The sequence below is a fragment of the Mesorhizobium zhangyense genome (genome assembly GCF_011045115.1).
GTDB classification, from domain to species: Bacteria; Pseudomonadota; Alphaproteobacteria; order Rhizobiales; family Rhizobiaceae; genus Mesorhizobium_M; species Mesorhizobium_M zhangyense.
This window is the reverse complement of record NZ_JAAKZG010000001.1, coordinates 148675-171308: the sequence shown is the minus strand read 5'-3', so window position 1 is coordinate 171308 and position 22634 is coordinate 148675. Positions and strand designations below refer to the sequence as shown.

Here is a 22634-nt window from a genome sequence, read left to right as displayed (position 1 = left end):
GGGATGGCCAAGGTGACGAAGCATTAACCAATCTTGGTCATGGTTCAGGAAATCGTAACCACGTTTCCTTTGTCTCCGGGTGTCACTTGATGAAACGCGCAGTTCTGTTCACCGTGTTGCCGATCGTGGCATTTGCCGCTGCAACACCAAGCTCTGCGGATACCGTTCAGGGACCTCAGCGCGACAAGAAATTCTTCCAGAGCGTCGAAGGCGACTGGGTCGGACCGGGCGAGATCGTCGCCGGCAAGTACAAGGGCACGAAGTTCAACTGCACATTCACCGGCTCCACGCCTTCGGGCAAGGTCGGGATGACGCTGGATGGCGGCTGCCGCGTCGGCGTCTTCACGCAGAAAATGTCGGCCACCGTCGAGCATAAGGGCAGCAAGGGTTACAAGGGCACCTTCCTTGATGGCGCCGCCGGCAAGGGCCTGGATATCATCTCCGGCAATGTCGTCGATGGCCGCAAGGTCGTGTTCGCGCTCAACCGCAACCAGCTCAAGGGCGTGATGCAGGCGCGCATTCCCGACGACAACACGATGAATGTCACGGTCTCCGTTCGCGTCGATGAGCAGATGGTGCCGGTTATCGGCATGAGCCTGAAGCGCGTCGACGCAACCGCTGTCGGCACGATCGCGCGAAAATAGCCGACAACGAAAAAAGCGGCCGTCTCGCGACGACCGCTTTCTGAAAAAATCAAAAAATATCAGCCCTTGATCGCCGTGATCAGCTCGTCATAGGCCTTGCAGGCATCGGCTGAAGTCGTTGAACCCTGATATTTCGTGCCGATCTCCTGCACCTTCGTGGTCAGTTCGGCTGCCTTTGCAGGATCCTTCGTAATAGCGGCCTGCAGTGCCGTCGTCAGTTCCTGTGCCTTTTGGGTCAGCACTTCAGACGTGCATTCCGGTGCCTTGGAACAGGCCGAGCCGGCGAGCGCGGCAAAGCCGACCGCGACGAGCAAAAATTTCTTCATTGTAGTCCTCTCCTTGAAATAACGGCAAAAATGACAGCCGCATGTCTCAAGCCCCCCGCTTGGCCAGAAGCCAATCGTGCTTTAGCGCCCGTTTGTGACGGTTTGCAACTGCAACGCGAAAACCTGGAAGGAAAATTCGATGAGCCAGGCGTTTTTGGGTGGATTTGCCTGTCTTGCGGAGAATGATGGGCATACATCGTCGGGTTCCCCTCCCTTTCCGGGCTTTTCGCGCGCGGCGTAAGCTTCTATCCTGACAACCTATCTCCCTTTCGCCGTGCAAACGTCCGGCGCGAACAATCAGGACAGTTCATGGCGGCGGAAGCTTCGAACAGCGATCTCATTCAGGTGGTGGCATTGCTCGGTGCCGGCGTCATAGCCGTTCCGATCTTCAAGCGCCTGGGCCTGGGCTCGATCCTTGGCTACCTCGCCGCCGGCCTTGCGATCGGCCCCTTCGGGCTCAAGATTTTTTCCGACTCGGCTGCCATCCTGCATGTCGCCGAACTTGGCGTGGTGATGTTCCTGTTCATCATCGGGCTTGAAATGCAGCCGTCGCGGCTTTGGGGCTTGCGAAAACAGATATTTGGCCTCGGCGTGATGCAGGTCGGCGTCTGCGCCCTGCTTCTCACCGGCGTTGGCTTCCTGACTGGATTTCCGGTGTCGCAATCCTTCGTCGCTGGCGCCGGTTTCGTGCTGACTTCGACCGCGATCGTCATGCAGATACTGGAAGAGCGCGGCGAGATGTCTTCACCCAACGGGCAGCGCATGGTTTCCATCCTGCTTCTGGAGGACCTTGCCATCGTCCCGCTTCTGGCTGCGGTGGCGTTTCTCGCTCCCGTAGCGGCGGGGCATGCGGAAACGACATGGGCGACCCGGCTTATCGATGTCGGCATAGGCCTCGGCTCGATCCTCGGCCTCGTCATCGCCGGCCGCTATCTCCTTAACCCGCTCTTTCGCATTCTCGCCGATTCGCAGGCCAGAGAGGTGATGACGGCAGCTGCCTTGCTCGTCGTGCTCGGTTCCGCACTGGCCATGCAGCTCGGTGGCCTGTCGATGGCGATGGGCGCCTTCCTGGCCGGCGTGCTGCTGTCCGAATCCACATTCCGCCACCAGCTCGAAGCGGATATCGAGCCGTTTCGCGGCGTCCTGCTCGGCCTGTTCTTCCTCGCCGTCGGCATGTCGCTGGATCTGCGGATCGTCGCCGCCAACTGGCAGATGGTCGCCTTCTACGTCATCGCCTACATGCTCATCAAGGCGTTCGGCATCTATCTCGTCGCGCGCTTCCTCAAGTCCAGTCATCGCGTTGCGCTGGAACGCGCGGTAATCATGGCGCAAGGCGGCGAATTCGCCTTCGTGCTGTATTCGTCGGCCATGGCGGTCGGCATCATCGACGGGCAGGCAAACGCCATTCTGACTGCCATAATCATCATTTCGATGGTGCTCACGCCACTAGCGATTGTAGCCTTGCGCTATTTCACACCAGCCGTGGAACAGACGCTGGATGGCGTCGAATTGGCTGAAGATCTGCAAGGCAGCGTGCTCGTCATCGGCTTCGGGCGCTTTGGCCAGATTGCCAGTCAGCCATTGCTTCTGCGCGGCATCGACGTCTCCATCATCGACAACGATGTCGAGATGATCCAGGCCGCCGCTACATTCGGCTTCAAGGTCTATTATGGCGACGGCACCCGGCTGGACATTCTCCACACGGCCGGAGCCGGGCGCTCACGCGCTGTGCTGATCTGCGTTGACAAGGGCGATGTCGCCGTCCGCATCGCCGAGCACATGCGCGCCGAGTTCCCTCTCGTGCCGGTTCTGGCGCGCGCCTACGATCGCGGCATAGCAATGGACCTGATACAGGCGGGCGTCGACTATCAGCTTCGCGAAACCTTCGAATCAGCCCTCGCCTTCGGCCAGTCGACGCTCGAAAAGCTGGGCGTCGACGAGGAAGACGCAGCAGAAGTCATCCAGGACGTGCGTCAGCGCGATGCGGCCCGCCTCGATGCGCAGCTTGCCGGCGGCCTGCAGGCCGGCCGCGGCTTCATGAAGGGCAATATGCCGGTGCCGGCACCGCTGACGCCGCCAAGGCGCCCCGGACGGGCAATGGACGAGGGAACGGCAACCGTTCTCGGACAATCGGTAACAGTGGAAGGAAATCAGAATTGACGGCGGAATTGGACCCGAATGCGCTCGAAATCCTCGAATTCTGGCGTAAGGCCGGCCCCGATCAGTGGTTCACCAAGGACGCCACATTCGACAGTTCCTTTCACGACCGCTTCCGCGACCTGCATTTCGCCGCCGCCAGGCGCGAACTGGACCATTGGGCTGATCATCCAGAGGGTTGCCTCGCACTGCTGATCCTGCTCGACCAGTTCCCGCGCAACTGTTTTCGCGGCACGGCACATATGTTCGCGACCGATCCCCTCGCACGTCATTTCGCACGCAGGGCCGTGGAGCTTGGCCACGACGAGACCATCGACCCTGAATTGCGCGTCTTCCTCTATCTGCCCTTCGAACACTCGGAGCATCTGGACGATCAATATCGATCGGTGGAGCTGGCGCGATTTCTGCCGGAGTCCTTCATGAAATACGCGATCGAACACCGTGATATCGTTCAGCGTTTCGGGCGCTTCCCGCATCGCAACCGGGCTCTTGGTCGCGAAACGACGCCGGAGGAACAGGCTTTTCTCGACAGCGGCGGATTTGCGGGCTGAAGCAGGCGTCGCCTCAGCTGCGCCACCAATCCCGGCCGGTCGGGAGGCGCTCGATACCAGCACGGTCAATCTGTTTCAGGCGCTTGGCCAGGCTTAGGCCACCGACGGAAAAATCCGGCGCGATCTCCGACAACGGCACCAGCACGAAAGCACGCTCCAGCATGCGTGGATGCGGAACCTCCAGCCCGGCTTCGTGGATCGTGCGGTCTCCGAACACCAGAATGTCGATGTCGACGAGGCGCGGTCCCCAGCGCTCCTCGCGGACGCGCTTGAGTTTCCGCTCCGATTCCAGACAAAGCTCAAGCAATTCGCGCGGCGGCAGCGTCGTTGCGATCTCAGCGGTTGCGTTGAGAAAATCCGGCTGGTCGTGTTTGCCCCACGGCGCCGTGCGGTACAGCGATGAGACGGCAACGACCTCGGTCTGCGGGTCATCATCCAGCATGCGCAAGGCGGCGGCCATGGCTTTCGCCGGTTCGCCGAGATTTCCACCCAGGCTGAGATAGACGCGCTCTTTTTTGGAAATCGACAATCGCAACCTCGGCTTGACCGGAATTCTTAAGATAAGGATTTGGCAGTTTCACGCGCGAAGATAGCATCCGCGACGGCAAGCGCGTCGGCGTTGATCGCGACATTGTGCACCCGAAATAGCGCCGCCCCTTTCAGGCGAAGAACGACGCTTGTGGCAGCTGTGGCGGCATCGCGGGCCTCGGAGTCCTTGCCCGAGACATAGCCGACGAACCGCTTGCGCGATGTGCCGACCAGCCACGGAAAGCCGAGGGCGTGAAGCTCGGAGAACCGTGCCATCAGCTGCAGGTTTTCTTCCGAATCCTTCGCGAATCCGAATCCTGGATCGAGCAATATCTGGTCGTCACGCACGCCTGCCTCATGCGCGATCTCGAGGGATCGTTCAAGAAACTCGAACTGATCGGCGATGACGTCGGGGTTCTTCTCGCGCTCCCGGCCGGTATGCATGATGACGAGCCCCGCCCCCGTCTCGGCTGCAAGCTTGCCGATGCCCGGCTCGCGCTGAAGGCCCCATACATCGTTGACGATATGCGCGCCGGCAGCTACCGCAAGCCTCGCCGTCTCCTCGCGGTAGGTATCGACCGAAATCAGCGTATCGCCGGCCTTCGCAAGCGCCTCGATGACCGGCAATACCCTTGCCTGCTCCTCTGCCGGCGACACCGGCGTTGCGCCGGGACGGGTCGATTCCCCGCCGACATCGATGATCGATGCGCCTTCGCTCACCATGCGTTGCGCCTGCTCGATGGCCCTGTCAGGCACATTGAAGAGGCCGCCATCGGAAAAACTGTCCGGCGTGACGTTCAAAATCCCCATCACCAGCGCCTTGTCACCGATGTCGAGGTGCCGGCCGTGGGCCAGTTGCCATCGTATCGTCACGGTCGATTGCTCTTTTTCATCAGGCGAAGGCACAAAAAATCAACACTTGTTGCAGCAAGACTGGTTTGGCGGCGATTTCGGTTGCACACCAAAGTGCGCGTAAAGCAAGGTACAGCAAGAGGCAATATGAACAAACGTATCCTGCTGGCCCTCGGCTTGATCACCTGCTCGGCCATTCCCGCCGGCGCTGTCAGCCTTTCGAAGACCTACAGCTATTTCTCGGTCGGCGGCAACACGCTGGATCAGATCGAGAACGAGTTGGCCAAGCACGGACCACAGGTGAAAACCTCCAACAAGCGGCACCCCGGCGCCACGCAGATGGAATTCACCACCCGCCTCGGCTACGCCCAGGGAACAACGGCATTCGCTTCAAGCTTTTGCCAACTTGCCGAGGCGAAGGTGACCTTGAAGGTAAAAATCATCCTTCCCAGATGGAGCCGCCCTCGCAAGGCCGAGCAGGATGTCAGACTGATTTGGGATACTCTGGCTTCGGATATCAAGCGGCATGAGGAAGGCCATGTCGTCATTGCCAAGAATTATGCCCGCGAGATGGAACGGGCCATGAAGGCGATTGACCGGCAGAAGGACTGCAAAACGGTTCTGGCGAAAGCTAAGGAGATCCGTGCCAGAATTCTCGAAAAGCACGACAAGGCGCAGGAACAATTCGACCGGGTTGAAAGCGTGAATTTCGAAAGGCGCATCATGCGCCTTCTGGGATATCGCCTCGAGCGCATGGAAGCGGCGCGCCGCGCCGGTTGAATGCAGCCTAATCAGCCACGCCAAGCTTTTTCTGCAGGCTGGAAGACGACGTCGTGTACTGGAACACGATGCGTTCGCCGGGGCTGACGATCTTCTTGGCAGCCTGCGCCATCAGCGCCACTTCGTGAAAGCCGGAAAGGATCAGCTTCAGCTTGCCCGGATACCAGTTGATGTCGCCGACGGCGAAAATTCCCGGCACCGAGGTTTCGAACTTCTCCGTATCGACCGGAATAAGGTTCTCATGCAGATTGAGGCCCCAATCGGCGATCGGCCCAAGCTTCATGGTCAGCCCGAAGAACGGCAGCATGCGCGTGCAAGGAATTTCGACGTCGCCATCAGGCCCCTTGATGGTTGCGGATGAGAGCTGCCCGTCGCTGCCCTTCAGGCCGGTCACCTGCCCGACCTGAAAATCAAGCTGCTTCATCTCCTGCATCGCGTACATCTTGTTGACACTGTCAGGTGCCGCGCGGAATTCCGGGCGGCGATGAACCAGTGTGACGCTTTTTGCGACAGGCTGCAGGTTGAGCGTCCAGTCGAGCGCGGAATCGCCGCCACCGACAATGACGAGATCATGGCCGCGGAATTCTTCCATGCGCCGGACGGAATAGAAGACGCTGCTGCCTTCATAGGCCTCGATATCAGGTATCGGCGGTCGCTTGGGCTGGAACGAGCCGCCACCGGCAGCTATCACCACGACCTTGGCCTCGATCACCTCGTCTTCGTCCGTGGTGACCCGGAACGTGCCGTCTTCGAGCTTTTCCAGCCCGGAAACCATGCGGTTGAAGCTGAATTCCGGCTTGAACGGAGCGATCTGCTCCATCAGCTTGTCGACAAGGCCTTGCGCCGAGATCGAAGGCCAGGCCGGAATGTCGTAGATGGGTTTTTCAGGATAGAGTTCGGCGCATTGGCCGCCGGGCCGGTCGAGAATGTCGATCAGACGGCACTTCATATCGAACAGGCCGAGTTCGAACACGGCGAACAGCCCGACCGGCCCTGCTCCGATGATCAGAACGTCCGTCTTGCTGCTCTCCATATTCCTGCCCTCGACTATGATCTGTTGAAATTTCCCCAGCAGGATATCAGGAATGCATGAGCTTGGCCGGCAACAGCGGAATTATCCCTGGCGCTCCGGAACCTGCACCACGAGCCCGTCCAGTTCATCACGCACCTTGATCTGGCAGGACAGGCGCGAATTCGGCCGAACGTCATAGGCGAAGTCGAGCATGTCTTCTTCCATCGCCTCCGGCTCGCCGACGATATCGGTCCAGGTCTCGTCGACATAAACGTGGCAGGTGGCGCAGGCGCAGGCCCCGCCGCATTCCGCCTCGATGCCCGGCACGGCATTGCGGATGGCGTTCTCCATGACGGTCGAGCCGTTTTCGGCTTCGACCTCGAAGCGCGTGCCATCGAAGGCGACAAAGGAAAGCTTGGTCATTACAGCCCCTGAAATGAATACCAAGCCGAGATAATCACTCCGGCGCGCAAGTCAACTGCGTCGCAAAAGCGGCCTCCCGTGGCGTATTCGAGAACAAGTGGAGAAAATACCTATCGATTGATAGCAGCGACGAATTCGCGGACTTCGTCAATGAGCCCCGACAACCGCTTCAAAACATTGCGATCTTCGGGCTGCTTTTCGATTGCGGTCGCGCAGTCGGCAATGGCGAATGCGCCGACGCCGCGCGCGGAACCCTTCAAGCCGTGGGCCAAACGAAGACGCTCATTTGTGCTGGCAGTGGAGATCTGGTCGCGAACCTGCAGAGCTTGCTGCACGAACAATGCCAGCACTTCCTGCTCGAGCGCGCGATCACCCATCGTTTGACGGGCCAGATGAACCAGATCGACCGGGCGAGACCGTGCTGAGCCGCAGCTTTCGCCGCCCGGCATCGAAAATGCGACGGCGTTGGATGTATGCAGTGCCATTTCAACCTTCTTGTCATGCACCCGGCTAGATCAACCAGGCTAGCGTAATCATGTGGATAACGGGTTAATGTGCGAGAGCCCGGAAATCGGTCGCAAAGCCGCCCAAATCTTGGCTTCGTTAACCTTATGTTTAAAGTTTTACGTATCTGGCCGGATTCAAGTTTCCTTTACCCGGCTGTGCCACTACGATACGGGCGGTCCATAATAAGCCTCGCACGCGGGCATATAAGAGCCGAAATTTGGCGACCTCGCGGCAGTAGTACAGGGTAACGGCGAAATGGCGAAAAAAACTTCGACAACGAAGAACCTCGACAGCGAAGTCGCAAAAGAGCTCGAGGAAGCCCTCGACTTCGACCTCTCGGCAGGCGCCGATGAGCTGGATATAGCAGCCTCGATGGAAGATCTGGAGGCGCAGATATCGCAAGCCGCTGACGAGCTTGCACGCGAGAGCCGGGCCGAAAAAGCCGCTCAGCCTGCAGTACAGAACGCGCCTTCGAAGCCTTCGAGTTCCAATTCCAATTCTAAAAAGTCAGCCGCGCCCGCTGCCGAGCTTCGCCCGGTCGAGCAGCCCAATGGACGCCCGTCCGGCTTTTCGCCGGCCAATGACGACCAGCAGCGCGACTACAGGTCGGTTATGCACGGCATAAACCGGCGCTCGTCGAACGGCGTCTATTGGGTCGTGGCAATTCTTTCGCTGCTTTGGATCGGTGGCGGCTTCCTTCTCGCCAACATGCTGTTTTCGCCAAGCATTCTTGATATCCGATCGATCGATCAGGTCCTGGCGCGCCCATACCTTATCCTGCTCGGCGTCCTCACTTTCACGCCAATAATCCTTTTCTGGGCTTTCGCGCTCATGATCCGCCGCGCGCAGGACATGCGCCTCGCCGCCCAGTCCATGACGGAAGTGGCATTCCGCCTCGCGGAGCCGGAGAACCTGGCTCAGGACCGCGTCATGACCGTTGGCCAGGCCGTGCGCCGCGAAGTGGCGGCCATGGGCGAAGGCATCGAACGCACCCTCGCCCGCGCTGTCGAACTCGAAACGCTGGTCCACACCGAAGTCAACCAGATCGAACGTTCCTATTCGGAGAACGAAGCACGCATCCGCTCGCTCGTCGACGGGCTCGGCAGCGAGCGCGAAGCCGTGGTGACCCATGCCGAACGCGTGCGCGCATCGATCACCGGCGCACATGAGACGCTGCGCGACGAGCTCGGCTCAGCCAGCGAAGTCATTCGCGACAACATCCTGAACGCCTCGACCAAGCTGTCGATGACGATCAACAATTCCGGCGACACGCTGATCGATCGCATCAACGAAAGCGGCGCTTCGATCTTCGAATCCATCGACCAGCGCCTCGACACGATCGGCGACCGTATCACCACGTCCGGCGAGGCTTTCGCCAGCCTTCTCGACACGCGCATCGCCAAGCTTACCCAGAGCACTGACGACATGACGCGCTCGCTTTCGGATCTGCTGGACGACCGCACCTCCGGCATGGTTTCGCTGCTGGGCGGCGCTGCCCGCACGCTGAATGCCGACTTCGAGGCAAGCCTGCAGGGCATCGAGCGCACGCTGGCCGAACGCGGCCAGGTCCTGATCAGCGAGTTCCAGACGCGCGCAGAAGCACTCGACACCGGCACGCAGAAGCTCAATGCCGCGCTTGAAGCCCGCGCGCGCCAGATCAACGAAACGCTGGTCGATCGCGCTCGCGAGATCGCCAACACCTTCTCGGAAGGCAAGCAGAGCCTCTCCACCGTCATCGACGAAGGCCGCGCACGGATCGGCTCCGAAATGGCCGACATCGTCATGTCGACCTCTTCCATGCTGGAAGCACGCGCCGGCGATTTCGCAAACCGGCTGGAGTCGGCCCGCAACGTCGTTTCGGACGCGCTCGACGCGGACATCCAGAAGCTTGGCGAAGCACGTCAAAGCATTGACGAAGCAGTCGAGAACCAGTCGCGCAAGTTTGCCGAAAGCGGCGAACGGATAGCCGAAACGCTTCGTGGCGATCTGTCCAAGTTCGAGGAAAATCGCGCAGGCATCGAGGAGGCCGTCAGCCTCCAGGTGCTGAAGCTGGCCGAAGGGCGCACCCTGATCTCGCAGGCGCTCGATGAGGATCTGCGCAAGATCAACGAATCCCGCGCGACCATCGACGCATCTCTCGGCGATCATCTGGAGCGGCTGGCTGAAGGCCGTGCAAGCCTCACCCGCGCGCTCATGGAAGATTCGCAAAAACTCACCCAAACCCGCGCCGGTATTGACGAAATGGTCGCTGGCCACGTCGGCAAGCTGAGCGAAGGCCGCAGCATTCTTTCGCGCGCGCTTGAAGCCGATCTCGGCAAGCTGGCCGAGAGCCGCAGCACCATCGACAATCTGGTCACCAGCCAGGTCGAGAAGCTCGCCGAGGGCCGCGATATCCTTTCGCGCGCCCTGGAAACGGACCTGGGCAAAATCGCCGACAGCCGCTCGGGCATCGACAATCTCATCGACGGGCAGCTCGAAAAGCTCGACGAAGGCCGTCTGCGCCTCACCCGTGCGCTTGAAGACGACCTCAACAAGCTCGCCGAGAGCCGTTCCGGCATTGACGGGCTGGTCGCTGGCCAGGTGGAAAAGCTGGCCGAGGGCCGCGACATTCTCAAGCGTGCGCTGGAAGCTGACCTTGCCAAGCTTGCCGAAAGCCGCAGCAACATCGACAATCTGGTCACCAGCCAGGTCGAGAAGCTCGCCGAGGGCCGCGACATTCTCTCCCGCGCACTCGAAACCGATCTCGGCAAGATCGCCGACAGCCGTTCGAGCATCGACAACCTCATCGACGGGCAGCTCAAAAAGCTCGACGAAGGCCGCCTGCGCCTCACCCGCGCCCTGGAAGACGACCTCAACAAGCTCGCCGAGAGCCGCTCCGGCATCGATGGGCTGGTCGCAGGCCAGGTTGAAAAGCTGGCCGAAGGCCGCGATATTCTCAAGCGTGCACTGGAAGCCGACCTTGCCAAGCTTGCCGACAGCCGCTCGAGCATCGACGGTCTCGTGGCAAGCCAGGTCGAAAAACTCGCAGAAGGCCGCGACGTTCTCTCCCGCGCCCTCGAAGCCGATCTGGACAGGATCGCCGACAGCCGTTCGACCGTCGACAACCTGATCGACGGGCAGCTCGAAAAACTGGACGAAGGCCGCCTGCGCCTGACCCGGGCTCTCGAGGACGACCTCAACAAGCTGGCCGAAAGCCGCTCCAGCATCGACGGGCTGGTCGCCGGTCAGGTCGAGAAGCTGGCCGAGGGCCGCAATATCCTCAAGCGGGCGCTGCAGGAAGACTTGTCCACCATCGGCGATATGGTCGGTGCGCACGCAGACAAGCTTGGTGAGGGTCGCGCAAACCTGACACGTGCCCTGGAAGACGACCTCAACAAGCTAGCCGAAAGCCGCTCAAGCATTGACGGACTGGTCGCCGGACAGGTCGAAAAGCTGGCCGAAGGCCGCGACATTCTCCGCCGCGCACTGGAAGCCGATCTGTCGAACATCGACCGCATGGTCTCCCAGCATGCGGGCAAGATGAGCGATCACCGTCAGCAGTTGACGCTTGCGCTCGAAGACGACCTCAACAAGATCGCCGAGACGCGCTCGGGGCTGGACGGCATCGTCTCGACGCATGTCGAGAAGCTTGCCCATGGCCGCGATATCCTCTCGCGCGCCCTGGAAGCGGATATGGCCAATATCGAGGGCCTCGTCGCAGCGCAGGTGGAAAAGCTCGTGGAAGGCCGCAAGGTCCTGTCGAACGCACTTGAGGCCGATGTGGCCAGCATCGAGGGCGTCATCGCCGGACAGGCTGAAAAGCTTGGCGAAGGCCGCAGCGTGCTTACCCGCGCCCTGGAGCAGGATATAGAGAGCATCGAAAACCTCATTGCCAGCCAGACCGAGCGCCTGGCCGAGGGTCGCTCCATGCTGGCCCGCACGCTGGAAGAGGATCTTCAGAAGCTCGCCGAAAGCCGCTCCGGCATCGACGGCCTCGTTGCCGGACAGGTGGAAAAGCTTGCCGAAGGCCGCGACATTCTCCGCCGCGCCCTGGAAGTCGATCTGCAGAAGCTCGCCGACAGCCGCTCGAACATCGACAACATCGTTGCCGGACAGGTCGAGAAGCTTGCGGAAGGCCGCAACATCCTTTCGCAGGCGCTTGAAGCCGACCTGCAGAAAGTCACCGACAGCCGCGCAGACGTGGACGGCATCATCGCCGCCCACATCGGCAAGCTCTCCGAAGGCCGGGACATGCTTTCCCGCGCCCTTGACGACGACCTGAACAGGCTCGCCGAAACCCGCAGGGAGATCGACGAAGCCGTTTCCGGTCACATCGAGACGATTGCCGGCAAGCGCGCCGACATCGCCGATGCCCTTTCCGCCGACGTCGAGAAGATCGAGGAAGCGTTCCGCCGCCAGACCGGCGTCATCGAGGAACGCACCGGTACCATGGAGCGCGCGCTTTCGACCGGCATCGACAATGTCCGTATCGTGCTGGAAAAGAGCGCCGTCTTCGTTGCCGGCGCCCTGCGCGAGAAGGTTCTCGAAGTCACCGCCGCGCTGAACGAGGAAGCCGGCAAGGCCTTCACGGATGCCGACCGCCAGATCGCGGATCGTGCCGAGCAGACCTCCGCGGCGCTGATTGCCCGCGCCGACGACATCACCCGCGCCTTCGAGGAGGCCGACGGCCGCCTCGCCGCCCGTGCGCAGGAAACGTCGTCTTCGCTGATCGCACGCGCCGAAGAAACCGCCGACACGCTGGCGCTCCGCGCAGGCGATATCGTCAGGACCTTCGACGACGCAGACCAGAAGCTGGTGGCTCGCGCTGTCGAGACCGCGAGTTCGCTCGCGGTTCGCGCCGGCGACATCCTGCGTAACTTCGACGATGCCGACCAGCGTCTCAGCATGCGCATCGGTGAATCGGCCGATGCGCTTGCCGCGCGCGCTGCCGAACTCGGCCGTATCTTCGATGCAGCCGACCAGCAGTTCATCTCCCGCATCTCGGATGGCGCAACCACGCTTGGTTCGCGCGCAATCGAGATCGTGCGCAACTTCGAGGAAGCAGATGCTCGCCTCGCCGCCCGCGTCGGAGAGACAGCCGAAACACTGGCCGGACGTGCTGCCGATATCGGACGTGTCTTCGACACCGCTGACGAGCGTCTTGCCGCACGGCTCAGCGAATCGTCGTCTGCGATCGGAACGCACGCGACCGAGATCGCCAATGTGTTTGCAGAGACCGAGCAGCGTGTTGCTGACCGGGCCAAGCAGACTGCGGTCGAACTGGACGCTCGTGCACGCTCGATCGAGGAGACGCTCACCAATGCGGATCAGCGCCTCGCGTCTGGTGTCGAGGCCGTCGCCGCGCGCGTTGATGAGCATGTTGCCAATGCCGAAATCCGGCTCGCGTCGAGCGCCGAAAATGTCGGCCAGAAGCTCAACGAGCAGATATCGCAGGCCGAGGCACAGCTCGTTTCCCGAGCCAATGTCATCGCCGAGACCTTCACGGCGGTCGGCCAGCATATCGGCCAAAGCACGAACGACGCCGCACGCACCATCGGCGCCAACACCCGCGAACTGAACACGATGCTTGCCGAGCGCTCCGCCGAGATCACCAAGATCCTCGACGAAACCGCTCGTCCGCTTGTCGAACGCTTCTCCGAAAGCGGCGACGAACTGCAAAAGAGCCTCGAACTCGCCACCCAGAAGGCAACGGACCGCCTCCGCTCCGAAAACGCGGCGCTGGTCAATGCGCTCGCCAACCGCACCGCAGAAACCCTGTCTGCGGTCGAGGGCGCGCGCAACAATCTGTCGGAAGGCGTCACCGATCTTATCGTCCGGCTTGGAGCGTCCAGTTCGCAGCTCAACGACCTTATCGAAAAGGCGGCGTCGAACCTCGCCAATGTCGATAATCGTCTGGCCGGCAGCACGCAGAGCTTCGCCGCGACCACTGAAAAGGCGGCTCAGACCTTCGCAAGCTCGGCACGGCTGGTGGATTCCAACACCACCCGCCTCACCGAGCTGTCGTCCAACACGCTCAAGGAGGTGGCCTCCATCGCCACGCGCTTCGACGAGCACAGCCGTCTGCTGACGAGTGCGTCGGAACTGCTGAGCTCGGCCCAGAGCAATCTCGAGCACACGCTCGAACGCCAGTCGTCGCTGGAGGATCTGGCGGTCGGTCTGGTCAAGAAGTCGGAAGACCTCGAGCGTATCATGCGCTCCTTCGAGGATCTCGTCGGCAAGGCACTGGACAAGGCCGAGGATCGCACCCTCGCCTCGACAGACAAGATCCGCATCGCGATATCGGACGTGGTGGAATCGGCGACCAAGCGCTTCGCCGACGCCACCGAGGACATGCGCCGTACGGCCAGCTCCATCAAGAGCGAACTCGACGACACCCGCGCCGAACTCAAGAAGGGCGTGCTCGACATGCCCGAGGAAGCAAAGCAGTCCACCACCGCCATGCGCCGCGCCGTTACCGAGCAGATCAACGCCCTCAAGGAACTCTCCGAGATCGTTGCGAAGTCCGGTCGCACCGTCGACGTTTCCGACCGTTCAGCACAGCGCCCGGCGGCTGCGCCACAGGCACGTGCGCCGGAGCCGCAGCGTCGTGCTCCTGCTCCAACCCCGCAGGCACCAGCTGCACCGCAGCCTCCCGTGCCACACCTGCCGCTGCGCGGCACGCTGGAGATGGAACGTACGCCTGATCCGGCCCCGCGTCCGCGTGAGGGCAATTCGCGGGCGCAACCCGGCGGCTGGGTCCGTGACTTGCTGAGCGGTGCGTCGCGTGAAGAGGCCCACCCTGAAGCCGCTGCAAATGCCTCACGCCCGGCAGCAAGCCCGCGTTCGGCGGCACATGTGGTCGAATCGCTGAACTCGCTCTCGGTCGACATCGCGCGAGCAATCGATCATGAAGCGTCGATCGAGTTGTGGGATCGCTACAGGCGCGGCGAGCGCGACGTGTTCACGCGCCGTCTCTACACGCTCAAGGGCCAGCAGACCTTTGACGAAATCCGCCGCAAATATCAGGCCGACGCCGAGTTCCGTGCCGCTGTCGACCGTTACTGCGACGATTTCGAAAAGTTGCTGAAGGACGTTTCACGCAACGATCGCGACAACGTTATGGCCCAGACCTACCTGTCTTCGGATACCGGCAAGGTCTACACCATGCTTGCTCACGCAGGCGGGCGGCTGCGCTAAACCGCAGAGGCATCCAGACAAACAAAAGGGCGGGAATTTCCCGCCCTTTTTATTTGTCCTGAGACAGCCGGCTACCGGCGATCAGATCACGGAATCGGTCCATGTGACGACGTCGGTCGCGGCCTGCCCGAACGCGCTGTTCAAGGCTCGGACATAGGCATCGTTGCCATTGCCCGAAACCGGCACGCTGGCTTCAAAGATCCTCGAAGCCCGTACGGTGCCGTTGCGGTCGTTGAGCAGGCGCACGAAAAGCTCGACCTCGGCATGCGATCCGCCGTCGACACGCACTTCGAAGGCGCGAACCTCGGCGATGACCTGATAGTCGATCGCCAGTCCCTCGCCCGGCAATCCGACACCGGCAAAGCTGCCTGAACGCTGAAATGTCTCGGCAAGGCGGGCCTGCACGATCTTCGGCAACCGATCGGCCCATTGGGCGCCTTTCAGAAACTGGATGACGCCGGGAGCCGGCTTTATGACGATGTTTTCGCCATCCAGCGCCTTCAGGGCCGACGGCTCTGCGATCAGTATCTGGGTCCGGTTGCGCGTTTTCTGCGCCTGGCTGGCAGGTGCGGACAACTCATAAGTATCGAGCGGCGCAGGGCCGCCTCCGGGCAGGAGCGCGCACCCCGAAAGTGCGGCAGCGATAATGGCAGCACCAGACATCAGCTTAACTGTCTTCACGGCAGATCCTGTCCGAAATTTCCCCAACCCTTGCCGTGACCGGCGGATTTCTTCCCTTCGGCGAACTGTTTCATCACATACGCTCGCCGAACTCAACGCCGTGTCCGCCCGTCATACTGACGGACCGCTCCGTCGCCACCGGTAATGATCCGCTGCGGATTCTTTTCCAGATCGGTAATGGCCTGTTCGATTCGATTGATGGAGCGGCGGCTATCGCGCACCAGCGAATCGACGTCACGCAATCCCTGCCCCGAGAACCGTGCGAGCCCTTCGGTGATGACGCCAAGGCGTGCATTCAGCGTGTCGGCAACCTGGCGGAAGGATTTCAGCGTCTCGCTTGCCTGGGTCATCACGCCCTCCGCTTCCCCCGAGCCCAACAGGCTGTCGACCTTGGCCAGGACGCCGTCAATGCGCACGGAGGCGGCGTTCAGGCGCTGTGTCAGTTGCCCGGCATCGCTGATCATCTGGTCGATATCGTCGGTGCGACGGCTGAACCTCTCGGTCACCTTCGACACGTCCGCCGCCGCGGTCTTCGCATCGCGGCTGGCCATCTCGATATTGCCGAGTGCCGAGCGTACGGTTGCCGGGTCGACGCCCTCCAGAATCTTGTCGACCTTGCCCACCGTGCCGCTGGTCTTCTGCGCGAAATCGTTGATCGACGCGACCGCAGTGTCGACGCCGGCGATGATCTTGTCGAACTGCTTGCTGTTCTCGCTCAGGCTCTTGGTGAAGGTGTCGACATTGGCGACGATCGAGGAAATTTTATCCTTGTCGACGGCTTTCAGGATGTCTTCGGCAGCCTTGAGCGTACCGTCCAGCTTGCCCGAAACGCCGGCCAGTTCTTCCGAAAGCTTGGAAACGCTGTCGAGAAACTTGTCGACCCCATCGGCATTGCGCCCGAGCGCATCCGAGAATTTCTGCGCGTTTTTCACCGTATCGGTCAACGGACCACGCACGTCGCTGGTGAAGCCTTCAAGCTGAGACAGCACATTATCGGCGCGCTTGAAGATATCCTGCGCCGTCTGAAGCAGATTGGTTACCGCAGAAGGATTGGCGGTGATTTCGGCCATCTTTCCAGAGGCTTCAGCCTCGTCGAGCAGATTGGCCTCCGTTTTGTCCGCTCCCTTCAGCTCGATATTGGCCTGGCCGGTCAAGCCGGCAAGACCGATATCGGCCTGCGTCGATTTCGTGATCGGGGTCGCACGATCGATCTCGGTATCGGCAATGGCGACAGTGGGATTATCGACATCGAGAAACACCCGCCGCACGTCGCCGACTTTCACACCGTTGAACAGGACCTGGCTTCCGCGGCCGAGCCCCGAAGCCGAACCCGGAATGCGCACGCGCAGCATCGACGTCTCGCCGCGATCGCCGACCGCCGCCGTCCAGTAGACGAATGCGAAGGCCGCGAGCACCGCAACGAGCGTGAAAATTCCGACGACGACGTAGTTGGCTCTGGTTTCCATTCCCGCCTTTTACTTTATGCCCTTGCAGCCATATCGATCTGCCGTGCGCGCTTGCCTCGAAAGTAAGACTTGACCCACGGCTCGTCGCTTTCAAGCATGTTCTGGATCGTGCCTTCCACCAGAACCCTTTTCTTGCCGAGTACGGCAATTCGGTCACACACTGCAAACAGGCTGTCGAGATCGTGGGTCACCATGTAGACGGTCAGGCCCATCGTGTCGCGCAATTTGGCGACGAGTTCGTCGAAATCGGCAGCACCTATCGGATCGAGCCCGGAGGTCGGCTCATCAAGGAAGACCAGATCCGGGTCCAGAGCGAGCGCGCGGGCGAGTGCTGCGCGTTTGATCATGCCGCCTGAAAGCTCGGACGGAAACTTGCCGGCAGCATCGCGCGGCAGGCCGACAAGCTCGATCTTGAGCAGCGCCAGCTCGTCCATCAGCCGCTTCGGCAGGTCGAGATATTCGCGCATCGGCACCTGGACGTTTTCCAGCACCGTAAGCGCCGAAAACAGCGCACCTTGCTGGAACAAGACGCCCATGCGCATGTCCAGCTTCAGGCGATCGGCATCGCTTGCCTTGTCGACGTCGACGCCAAAAAGCTTGATCGTTCCGGAGCGCTTCTGGTTCAGCCCGAGCACGGTGCGCAGCAGAACCGACTTGCCCGCGCCGGAAGCGCCGACAAAGCCGAGAATCTCGCCGCGCCTTATGTCGAGCGACAGATTTTCCAGCACGATCTTGTCGCCGAAGCCGACGGTGATGTCGCGGGCCGACAGCACGATATCGTCGGTCCGCGCCGCAGCCTCCCCGTTCTCCCTGATCGAGTTTTTGCTGCTCATCGCCATCCCTAGAAATCGATGGCCGCAAAGAAAATCGCGAACATCCCATCGAGAATGACCACGATGAAGATGGATTTCACCACCGACGCGGTGACGTGCTGGCCGAGCGATTCGGCGCTGCCGCCGACTTTCAGGCCTTCGACCGAAGCGAGGATGCCAATGATCATCGCCATGAACGGCGCCTTGATCAGTCCGGCAAAAATGGTGCTGAGGTCGATGCTGAGACGCAGGCGGTCGATGAACGCAGCCGGCGCGATGTCGGAATAGAGCCAGGAAACCAGGATGGCACCGCCGAGTGCTGCGAAATTCGCGGCGATCGTCAGGCACGGCAAGGCGATCACGAGCGCGACGAGACGCGGAAACACCAGGACGCCGACCGGATTGAGGCCGATCACCTTCAGCGCGTCCACTTCCTCGCGCATCTTCATGGAGCCGATTTCGGCGGTAATCGCGCTGCCGGAGCGGCCGGCGACCATGATCGCCGTCATCAGCACGCCCAGTTCGCGCAAGACCAGGATGCCGACGAGATCGACGACGAAGATGTCGGCGCCGAAATAGCGAAGCTGGAACGCGCCCTGCTGGGCGACGATTGCCCCGACGATTGCCGACATCAGCACCACGACGGGGATCGCGCCGACGCCCATGCGGTCGATCTGGTTGAAGATCGCCGCCAGATTGACGCCATGCCCACGACCGAGCTTCATCTGGGCACCGCGGATCGTCGAGCCGAGAATACTCATCGAAGCCAGGAAATCGTCCCGCATCGCGTAGACGCCACGGCCGATGTTTTCGAGTATCGTGATGATGAAGTTCGGACGGGTTTCTACGGCGTCGTCACCGGCCTTGTCGGAAGCCTCGCGTATTGCCTCGAGCAAGATGGAAGCGACTTCGCTCTGGCCTTCCAGATTCGCGCTTGTGCCTTGCGATTCGGCCGATCTCATCAGCCGGTCGACCAGCCAGGCACCGGCGGTATCGATCCTCTCGATGCCGGAAAGATCGAGCGTCATTGCGCCCGCGCCCTTCCGGGCTTCGATCTTTCGCACATCGGCATCTATCAAAGCGACGGTGCGCGTCGTCCAGGCTCCGGACAGAGCATAAGACAATGCGCCGCCTTTCCCCGTCTCCGTGATGCGGGGACCGGCCTCTTCTGTCGCGCTCGTTTCCTTGCCGCCATTGAACAACATTGCGGCCTGTCTTATCCCGTCATTCAGGGTCTGTCACTTTCTCGGGCCGTGCTGCATCGACTGGCGGAGAAGAAAAATATGGCGCGTGTCCTTTCAGTCAATGCCGAGCGATTTCCGATCGCCGGCACCTTCACGATCTCCCGCGGCTCGAAGACCGAAGCGGAAGTCATCGTCTGCACGATATCGGATGGCAATTTCCTCGGGCGGGGCGAATGCGTTCCCTACAAGCGTTATGGCGAGACCATGGAGGGCGTTCGTGATGCTATTGAGGCAATCGCGCCCGCAATAGCGGCGGGCATGGATCGCAAGGCACTTATCGGCGCTATGCCGGCCGGGGCGGCCCGCAACGCCGTGGATTGCGCCCTGTGGGACCTGGAGGCCAAGAAATCGGGCAACCCCGTCTGGCGAGATCTTTCGCAGACGCCGCCGACATCGCTCGAAACGGCCTACACATTGTCTCTCGGAACGCCCGAAGCCATGGCGGCGCAGGCGCGCGAGAACGCGGATCGGCCGCTGCTGAAGGTCAAGATCGGCGGCAACAACGACATCGCCCGTATTCGCGCCGTCACCGAAGCAGCGCCCAACAGCCGAATCATCCTTGATGCCAACGAAGGCTGGACGGACGAAAACATCCGCGAAAACCTCGCCGCAGCAGCCGAACTCGGCATCGCATTGATCGAACAGCCATTACCGGTGGGCAAGGACGCCATCTTGCGCCACGTTCCTCATCTCGTCCCGCTATGCGCCGACGAAAGCGTGCACGGCGCCGACGATCTCGAAAAACTCGCCGGCCTCTACGACGCGATCAACATAAAGCTGGACAAGGCCGGCGGCCTGACCGCCGCATTGACGCTACGCGACCGCGCCAAAGACTTGGGATTTTCCATCATGGTCGGCTGCATGGTCGGCACGTCTCTGGCAATGGCGCCGGCAGTACTTCTGGCGCAGGGCGCAGACTTCGTCGATCTCGACGGCCCCCTGCTTCTGGCACGCGACCGTGCGCCCGGACTGATTTACCGGGGCTCTGAGGTCTCACCGCCTGATGCGGCGCTCTGGGGCTGACCTTGCCGCAAGCGCTATGAAGACCAGCCCGAGCACCGCAACCGCAGCCATCACGTAGAAGCCGCCAACGCCGAGGCGTCCGTAGAGCGGTCCGGAAACCAGCGTCACCGTCGCCATCGAAAGGCCGTTCGCGAAGAAGGCGATGCCCTGGGCGGCCCCGGTGCGTTCCTCCACCACGGTTTCGGCAATCAGCTTTTGCACGCCGATCAGAATGAGAGCCGTCGAAAAGGCATGCAGCGACTGGACGGCGAAGAAACCGCCAACGCCAAGCCCCATCGGCCAGATCAGCGGGAAGGCAAGCCAGCGGACAATCGCCGCTAACCCCGCCAGCAGAAGCAATGTCGGCGGCCGCATCCGGCCGAAGATACGCGTGAAAATCATGAACATGCCGACTTCGGCCACAACCGCCGACGCCCACAGCAAGCCGATCACCGTGTCGTTGATGCCGATCGATTTCCAGTAGATCGAGACGAAACTGTAGAGAAACCCGTGGCTGGCGACGATGATGCCGGCTCCAGCCACGAAGAACACGAAATAGCGATTGAGAAGCTTTGGCGCCGATTCCTGAATATCGACGGCAGAGAGCGGCGACGCGCGCCGTGGCCGCCCGAGACGCGGAGCAATGAACGATATCACCAGAATTCCGACCAGCCCGACGGAAATCATGACCGGCACGGCCTCAGCCCCTGTCAGTGACAGGATCGCTCCACCGGCAAGATTGGCACCGAGAAAAGCCGCCGAGCCCCAGATGCGCATATTGGCGTAGGTGGAACCGAACCGCCTGACGCCTGAAAGCGCCAGTGAATCGGTAAGCGGCGCATGCGGCGTCCACGCCACCGCCAGTGCCAGCGAAACGGCGAGCACGGTCACGTAGGTGGGCGGCAAAAAATAGCCCGCCGAGATCAGCAGCGCCGCCGCAACCATCACGATCAGCACATTGGCGCGATCCTTCGCCTCATCGGCCATGGCAGAGATGAACGGCGTGGTGACGACGCGCAGGAACATCGGCGCGGCAAGGATGATGGCGATCTTCTCCGCATCGAAGCCTTTAGACTCCAGCCACAACGGGAAATAGGGAAGATGCACGCCCTGCGGAATGAAAAGGGCCGCGAAGATCAGTGAAATGCGCAGTTCGAAATGTTGCGGCTTGACGAGCTGTTCAGGCGAGAGCGGCGGCAATGACATTGAGGGCGCGCAGTCCAGGTAGCGCGACTCATGCGAAAAGATTCAGCCGCGTAGCTGGCTCACTTAACACGGCAAGCATTGCCGCGAAATGTCCTGGTCCAGCGGTTTCCTGAGCGAGGCGCGTCTGGCTTTGCGGCAAAACCGTTTGCCGCGCTGCTGCGTTCCGGGCTGCCGGCTGACGCCCCTCATGATTGCCGAGCACGCCAAGTCGCAGCGCGCGCCGGCTTGCCGGTTGCGGCGTCGTCGATGACGCCGGAGCATGCAGCGACGAGCCTTCGGCGCGCTTGCGGCGCCCGTCTGCCATATCTCTAAACATGGTCGATTTGCCCGTCAGGCTGCCTTGACGCCGCCGCCTTCGATTACAGTCGGCACAAAAGGTGTTTCCACGGCCGAAGCTTTTGCCTGAACCTGCGGCCACCACAGGATTTCCATCGAACCGTCGAAATGCTCCACGACCGCCGTGCAGCTTTCAACCCAGTCGCCGGTGTTGATGTAGCGGACATCGCCGAAATCCTCGATCACCGCATGATGGATATGCCCGCAGATGACGCCGTCGACATCCGAGCGGCGCGCTTCCTCGGTCAGGACATCCTGGAAAGCACCGATGAAATTCACCGCCTTCTTGACCTTGACCTTGGCCCAGGACGAGAACGACCAGTACGGCATGCCGAACAGCCGCCGCGCCCGCGAGACGACCCGGTTGACGATGATCGCGAAATCGTAGGCTTTGTCGCCGAGATAGGCGAGCCAGCGGGCATTGTGCACGATCGTATCGAACTGGTCGCCGTGAATGACGAGATAGCGCTTGCCGTCCGCAGCCTCATGAATGGCACGGTCGGCAACGACGATGCCGCCGAAATGCACGCCCTGGAACATGCGCAGGAACTCGTCATGGTTTCCGGCGATGTAGATGATGTTGGTGCCCTTGCGCGCCTGGCGCAGCAGTTTCTGGACAACGTCATTATGCGTCTGCGGCCAGTGCCACGACCTGCGCAGCCGCCAGCCGTCAACGATGTCGCCGACGAGATAGATGGTCTCCGCCTCGTGATGGCGCAGGAAATCGATCAGGAACTCCGCCTTGGCCGGCTTGGAGCCCAGATGGACGTCAGAAATGAACAGGGTGCGGAATGCGCGAGGTGCTTCGCCGGACATGGGTTCTGTTCCGTTGCTGTCGCGCAGCCTATGCCCCGATTCATGCAACAGGCGTATGACGGTTGCGGTTTGTGTCGCCCGCGCGATAGGTTGGCCGCCTGCAAATCGGAGAAGA

General features: G+C 61.4%; 18 protein-coding genes. 6 read left to right on the top strand and 12 right to left on the bottom strand.

Annotated elements, in window-relative coordinates:
* The first annotated feature begins 89 nt into the window (after positions 1-89).
* Positions 90-644, top strand: coding sequence for a hypothetical protein (locus tag G6N74_RS00825; protein ID WP_165113282.1), 555 nt, complete (start codon positions 90-92; stop codon positions 642-644).
* Between the two features lie 59 nt (positions 645-703).
* Here G6N74_RS00825 and G6N74_RS00820 read toward each other — a convergent pair whose 3' ends face one another.
* Positions 704-970 (bottom strand): hypothetical protein, encoded by a 267-nt coding sequence (locus tag G6N74_RS00820; RefSeq protein ID WP_165113280.1) that lies wholly within the window; start codon positions 968-970, stop codon positions 704-706.
* A 309-nt stretch (positions 971-1279) separates the two neighbouring features.
* Here G6N74_RS00820 and G6N74_RS00815 point away from each other — a divergent pair, with 309 nt between their 5' ends.
* Both G6N74_RS00815 and G6N74_RS00810 read left to right on the top strand, forming a co-directional pair.
* The gene (locus G6N74_RS00815; RefSeq protein WP_165113278.1) at positions 1280-3130 is read left to right on the top strand and encodes a monovalent cation:proton antiporter-2 (CPA2) family protein; all 1851 of its coding nucleotides are present in this window, start codon (positions 1280-1282) and stop codon (positions 3128-3130) included.
* The gene (locus tag G6N74_RS00810) at positions 3127-3678 is read left to right on the top strand and encodes a DUF924 family protein (RefSeq protein ID WP_165113276.1); all 552 of its coding nucleotides are present in this window, start codon (positions 3127-3129) and stop codon (positions 3676-3678) included. The genes G6N74_RS00815 and G6N74_RS00810 overlap by 4 nt, the downstream gene beginning before the upstream one ends.
* 13 nt (positions 3679-3691) lie before the next feature.
* On the opposite strand, the gene folK is transcribed toward G6N74_RS00810, so the two are convergent.
* Entirely contained in the window at positions 3692-4207 is a 516-nt protein-coding gene (gene folK / locus G6N74_RS00805) for a 2-amino-4-hydroxy-6-hydroxymethyldihydropteridine diphosphokinase (RefSeq protein WP_165113274.1), read from the bottom strand.
* Positions 4208-4233: 26 nt separating this feature from the next.
* Complete coding sequence (folP, locus tag G6N74_RS00800) at positions 4234-5079, bottom strand: dihydropteroate synthase (RefSeq protein WP_312857819.1); 846 nt, start codon at positions 5077-5079, stop codon at positions 4234-4236.
* 126 nt (positions 5080-5205) lie between these two features.
* Between folP and G6N74_RS00795 the strand changes: the two genes are divergently transcribed.
* Positions 5206-5838, top strand: a complete 633-nt coding sequence (locus tag G6N74_RS00795; RefSeq protein ID WP_165114385.1) for a DUF922 domain-containing Zn-dependent protease — start codon at positions 5206-5208, stop codon at positions 5836-5838.
* A 7-nt stretch (positions 5839-5845) separates the two neighbouring features.
* Here the strand turns inward: G6N74_RS00795 and G6N74_RS00790 are convergent, their stop codons facing one another.
* The 3 genes from G6N74_RS00790 to G6N74_RS00780 all read right to left on the bottom strand — a co-directional run bounded on the left by G6N74_RS00790 (position 5846) and on the right by G6N74_RS00780 (position 7758).
* Entirely contained in the window at positions 5846-6871 is a 1026-nt protein-coding gene (locus G6N74_RS00790) for an NAD(P)/FAD-dependent oxidoreductase (RefSeq protein ID WP_165113272.1), read from the bottom strand.
* 81 nt (positions 6872-6952) lie between these two features.
* A complete protein-coding gene (locus G6N74_RS00785) occupies positions 6953-7273 on the bottom strand; it encodes a 2Fe-2S iron-sulfur cluster-binding protein (protein ID WP_165113269.1) in 321 nt (106 codons plus the stop codon).
* 110 nt (positions 7274-7383) lie between these two features.
* On the bottom strand, positions 7384-7758 hold the full coding sequence (locus G6N74_RS00780; RefSeq protein ID WP_205826484.1) for an Hpt domain-containing protein: 375 nt from the start codon (positions 7756-7758) through the stop codon (positions 7384-7386).
* A 277-nt stretch (positions 7759-8035) separates the two neighbouring features.
* Here G6N74_RS00780 and G6N74_RS00775 point away from each other — a divergent pair, with 277 nt between their 5' ends.
* Positions 8036-14956 (top strand): kinesin, encoded by a 6921-nt coding sequence (locus G6N74_RS00775; RefSeq protein ID WP_165113267.1) that lies wholly within the window; start codon positions 8036-8038, stop codon positions 14954-14956.
* Positions 14957-15037: 81 nt separating this feature from the next.
* Here G6N74_RS00775 and G6N74_RS00770 read toward each other — a convergent pair whose 3' ends face one another.
* The 4 genes from G6N74_RS00770 to G6N74_RS00755 form a co-directional block, all read right to left on the bottom strand.
* Entirely contained in the window at positions 15038-15619 is a 582-nt protein-coding gene (locus tag G6N74_RS00770; RefSeq protein ID WP_165114381.1) for an ABC-type transport auxiliary lipoprotein family protein, read from the bottom strand.
* A 110-nt stretch (positions 15620-15729) separates the two neighbouring features.
* Positions 15730-17103, bottom strand: a complete 1374-nt coding sequence (locus G6N74_RS00765; protein WP_165113265.1) for an MlaD family protein — start codon at positions 17101-17103, stop codon at positions 15730-15732.
* A gap of 14 nt (positions 17104-17117) precedes the next feature.
* Positions 17118-17936 carry an ABC transporter ATP-binding protein gene (locus tag G6N74_RS00760; protein ID WP_376767669.1) on the bottom strand — a complete coding sequence of 273 codons (819 nt, stop codon included), beginning with the start codon at positions 17934-17936 and terminating at the stop codon, positions 17118-17120.
* 8 nt (positions 17937-17944) lie between these two features.
* Positions 17945-19120: an ABC transporter permease gene (locus G6N74_RS00755; protein ID WP_165113261.1), complete on the bottom strand. Its 1176-nt coding sequence runs from the start codon at positions 19118-19120 to the stop codon at positions 17945-17947.
* 78 nt (positions 19121-19198) lie between these two features.
* Here G6N74_RS00755 and dgcA point away from each other — a divergent pair, with 78 nt between their 5' ends.
* On the top strand, positions 19199-20182 hold the full coding sequence (gene dgcA / locus G6N74_RS00750) for an N-acetyl-D-Glu racemase DgcA (protein WP_165113259.1): 984 nt from the start codon (positions 19199-19201) through the stop codon (positions 20180-20182).
* Here the strand turns inward: dgcA and G6N74_RS00745 are convergent.
* Complete coding sequence (locus G6N74_RS00745) at positions 20153-21367, bottom strand: MFS transporter (RefSeq protein WP_165113257.1); 1215 nt, start codon at positions 21365-21367, stop codon at positions 20153-20155. The genes dgcA and G6N74_RS00745 overlap by 30 nt on opposite strands.
* A 330-nt stretch (positions 21368-21697) precedes the next feature.
* Positions 21698-22519 carry a UDP-2,3-diacylglucosamine diphosphatase gene (locus G6N74_RS00740; protein ID WP_205826483.1) on the bottom strand — a complete coding sequence of 274 codons (822 nt, stop codon included), beginning with the start codon at positions 22517-22519 and terminating at the stop codon, positions 21698-21700.
* Positions 22520-22634: the final 115 nt, after the last annotated feature.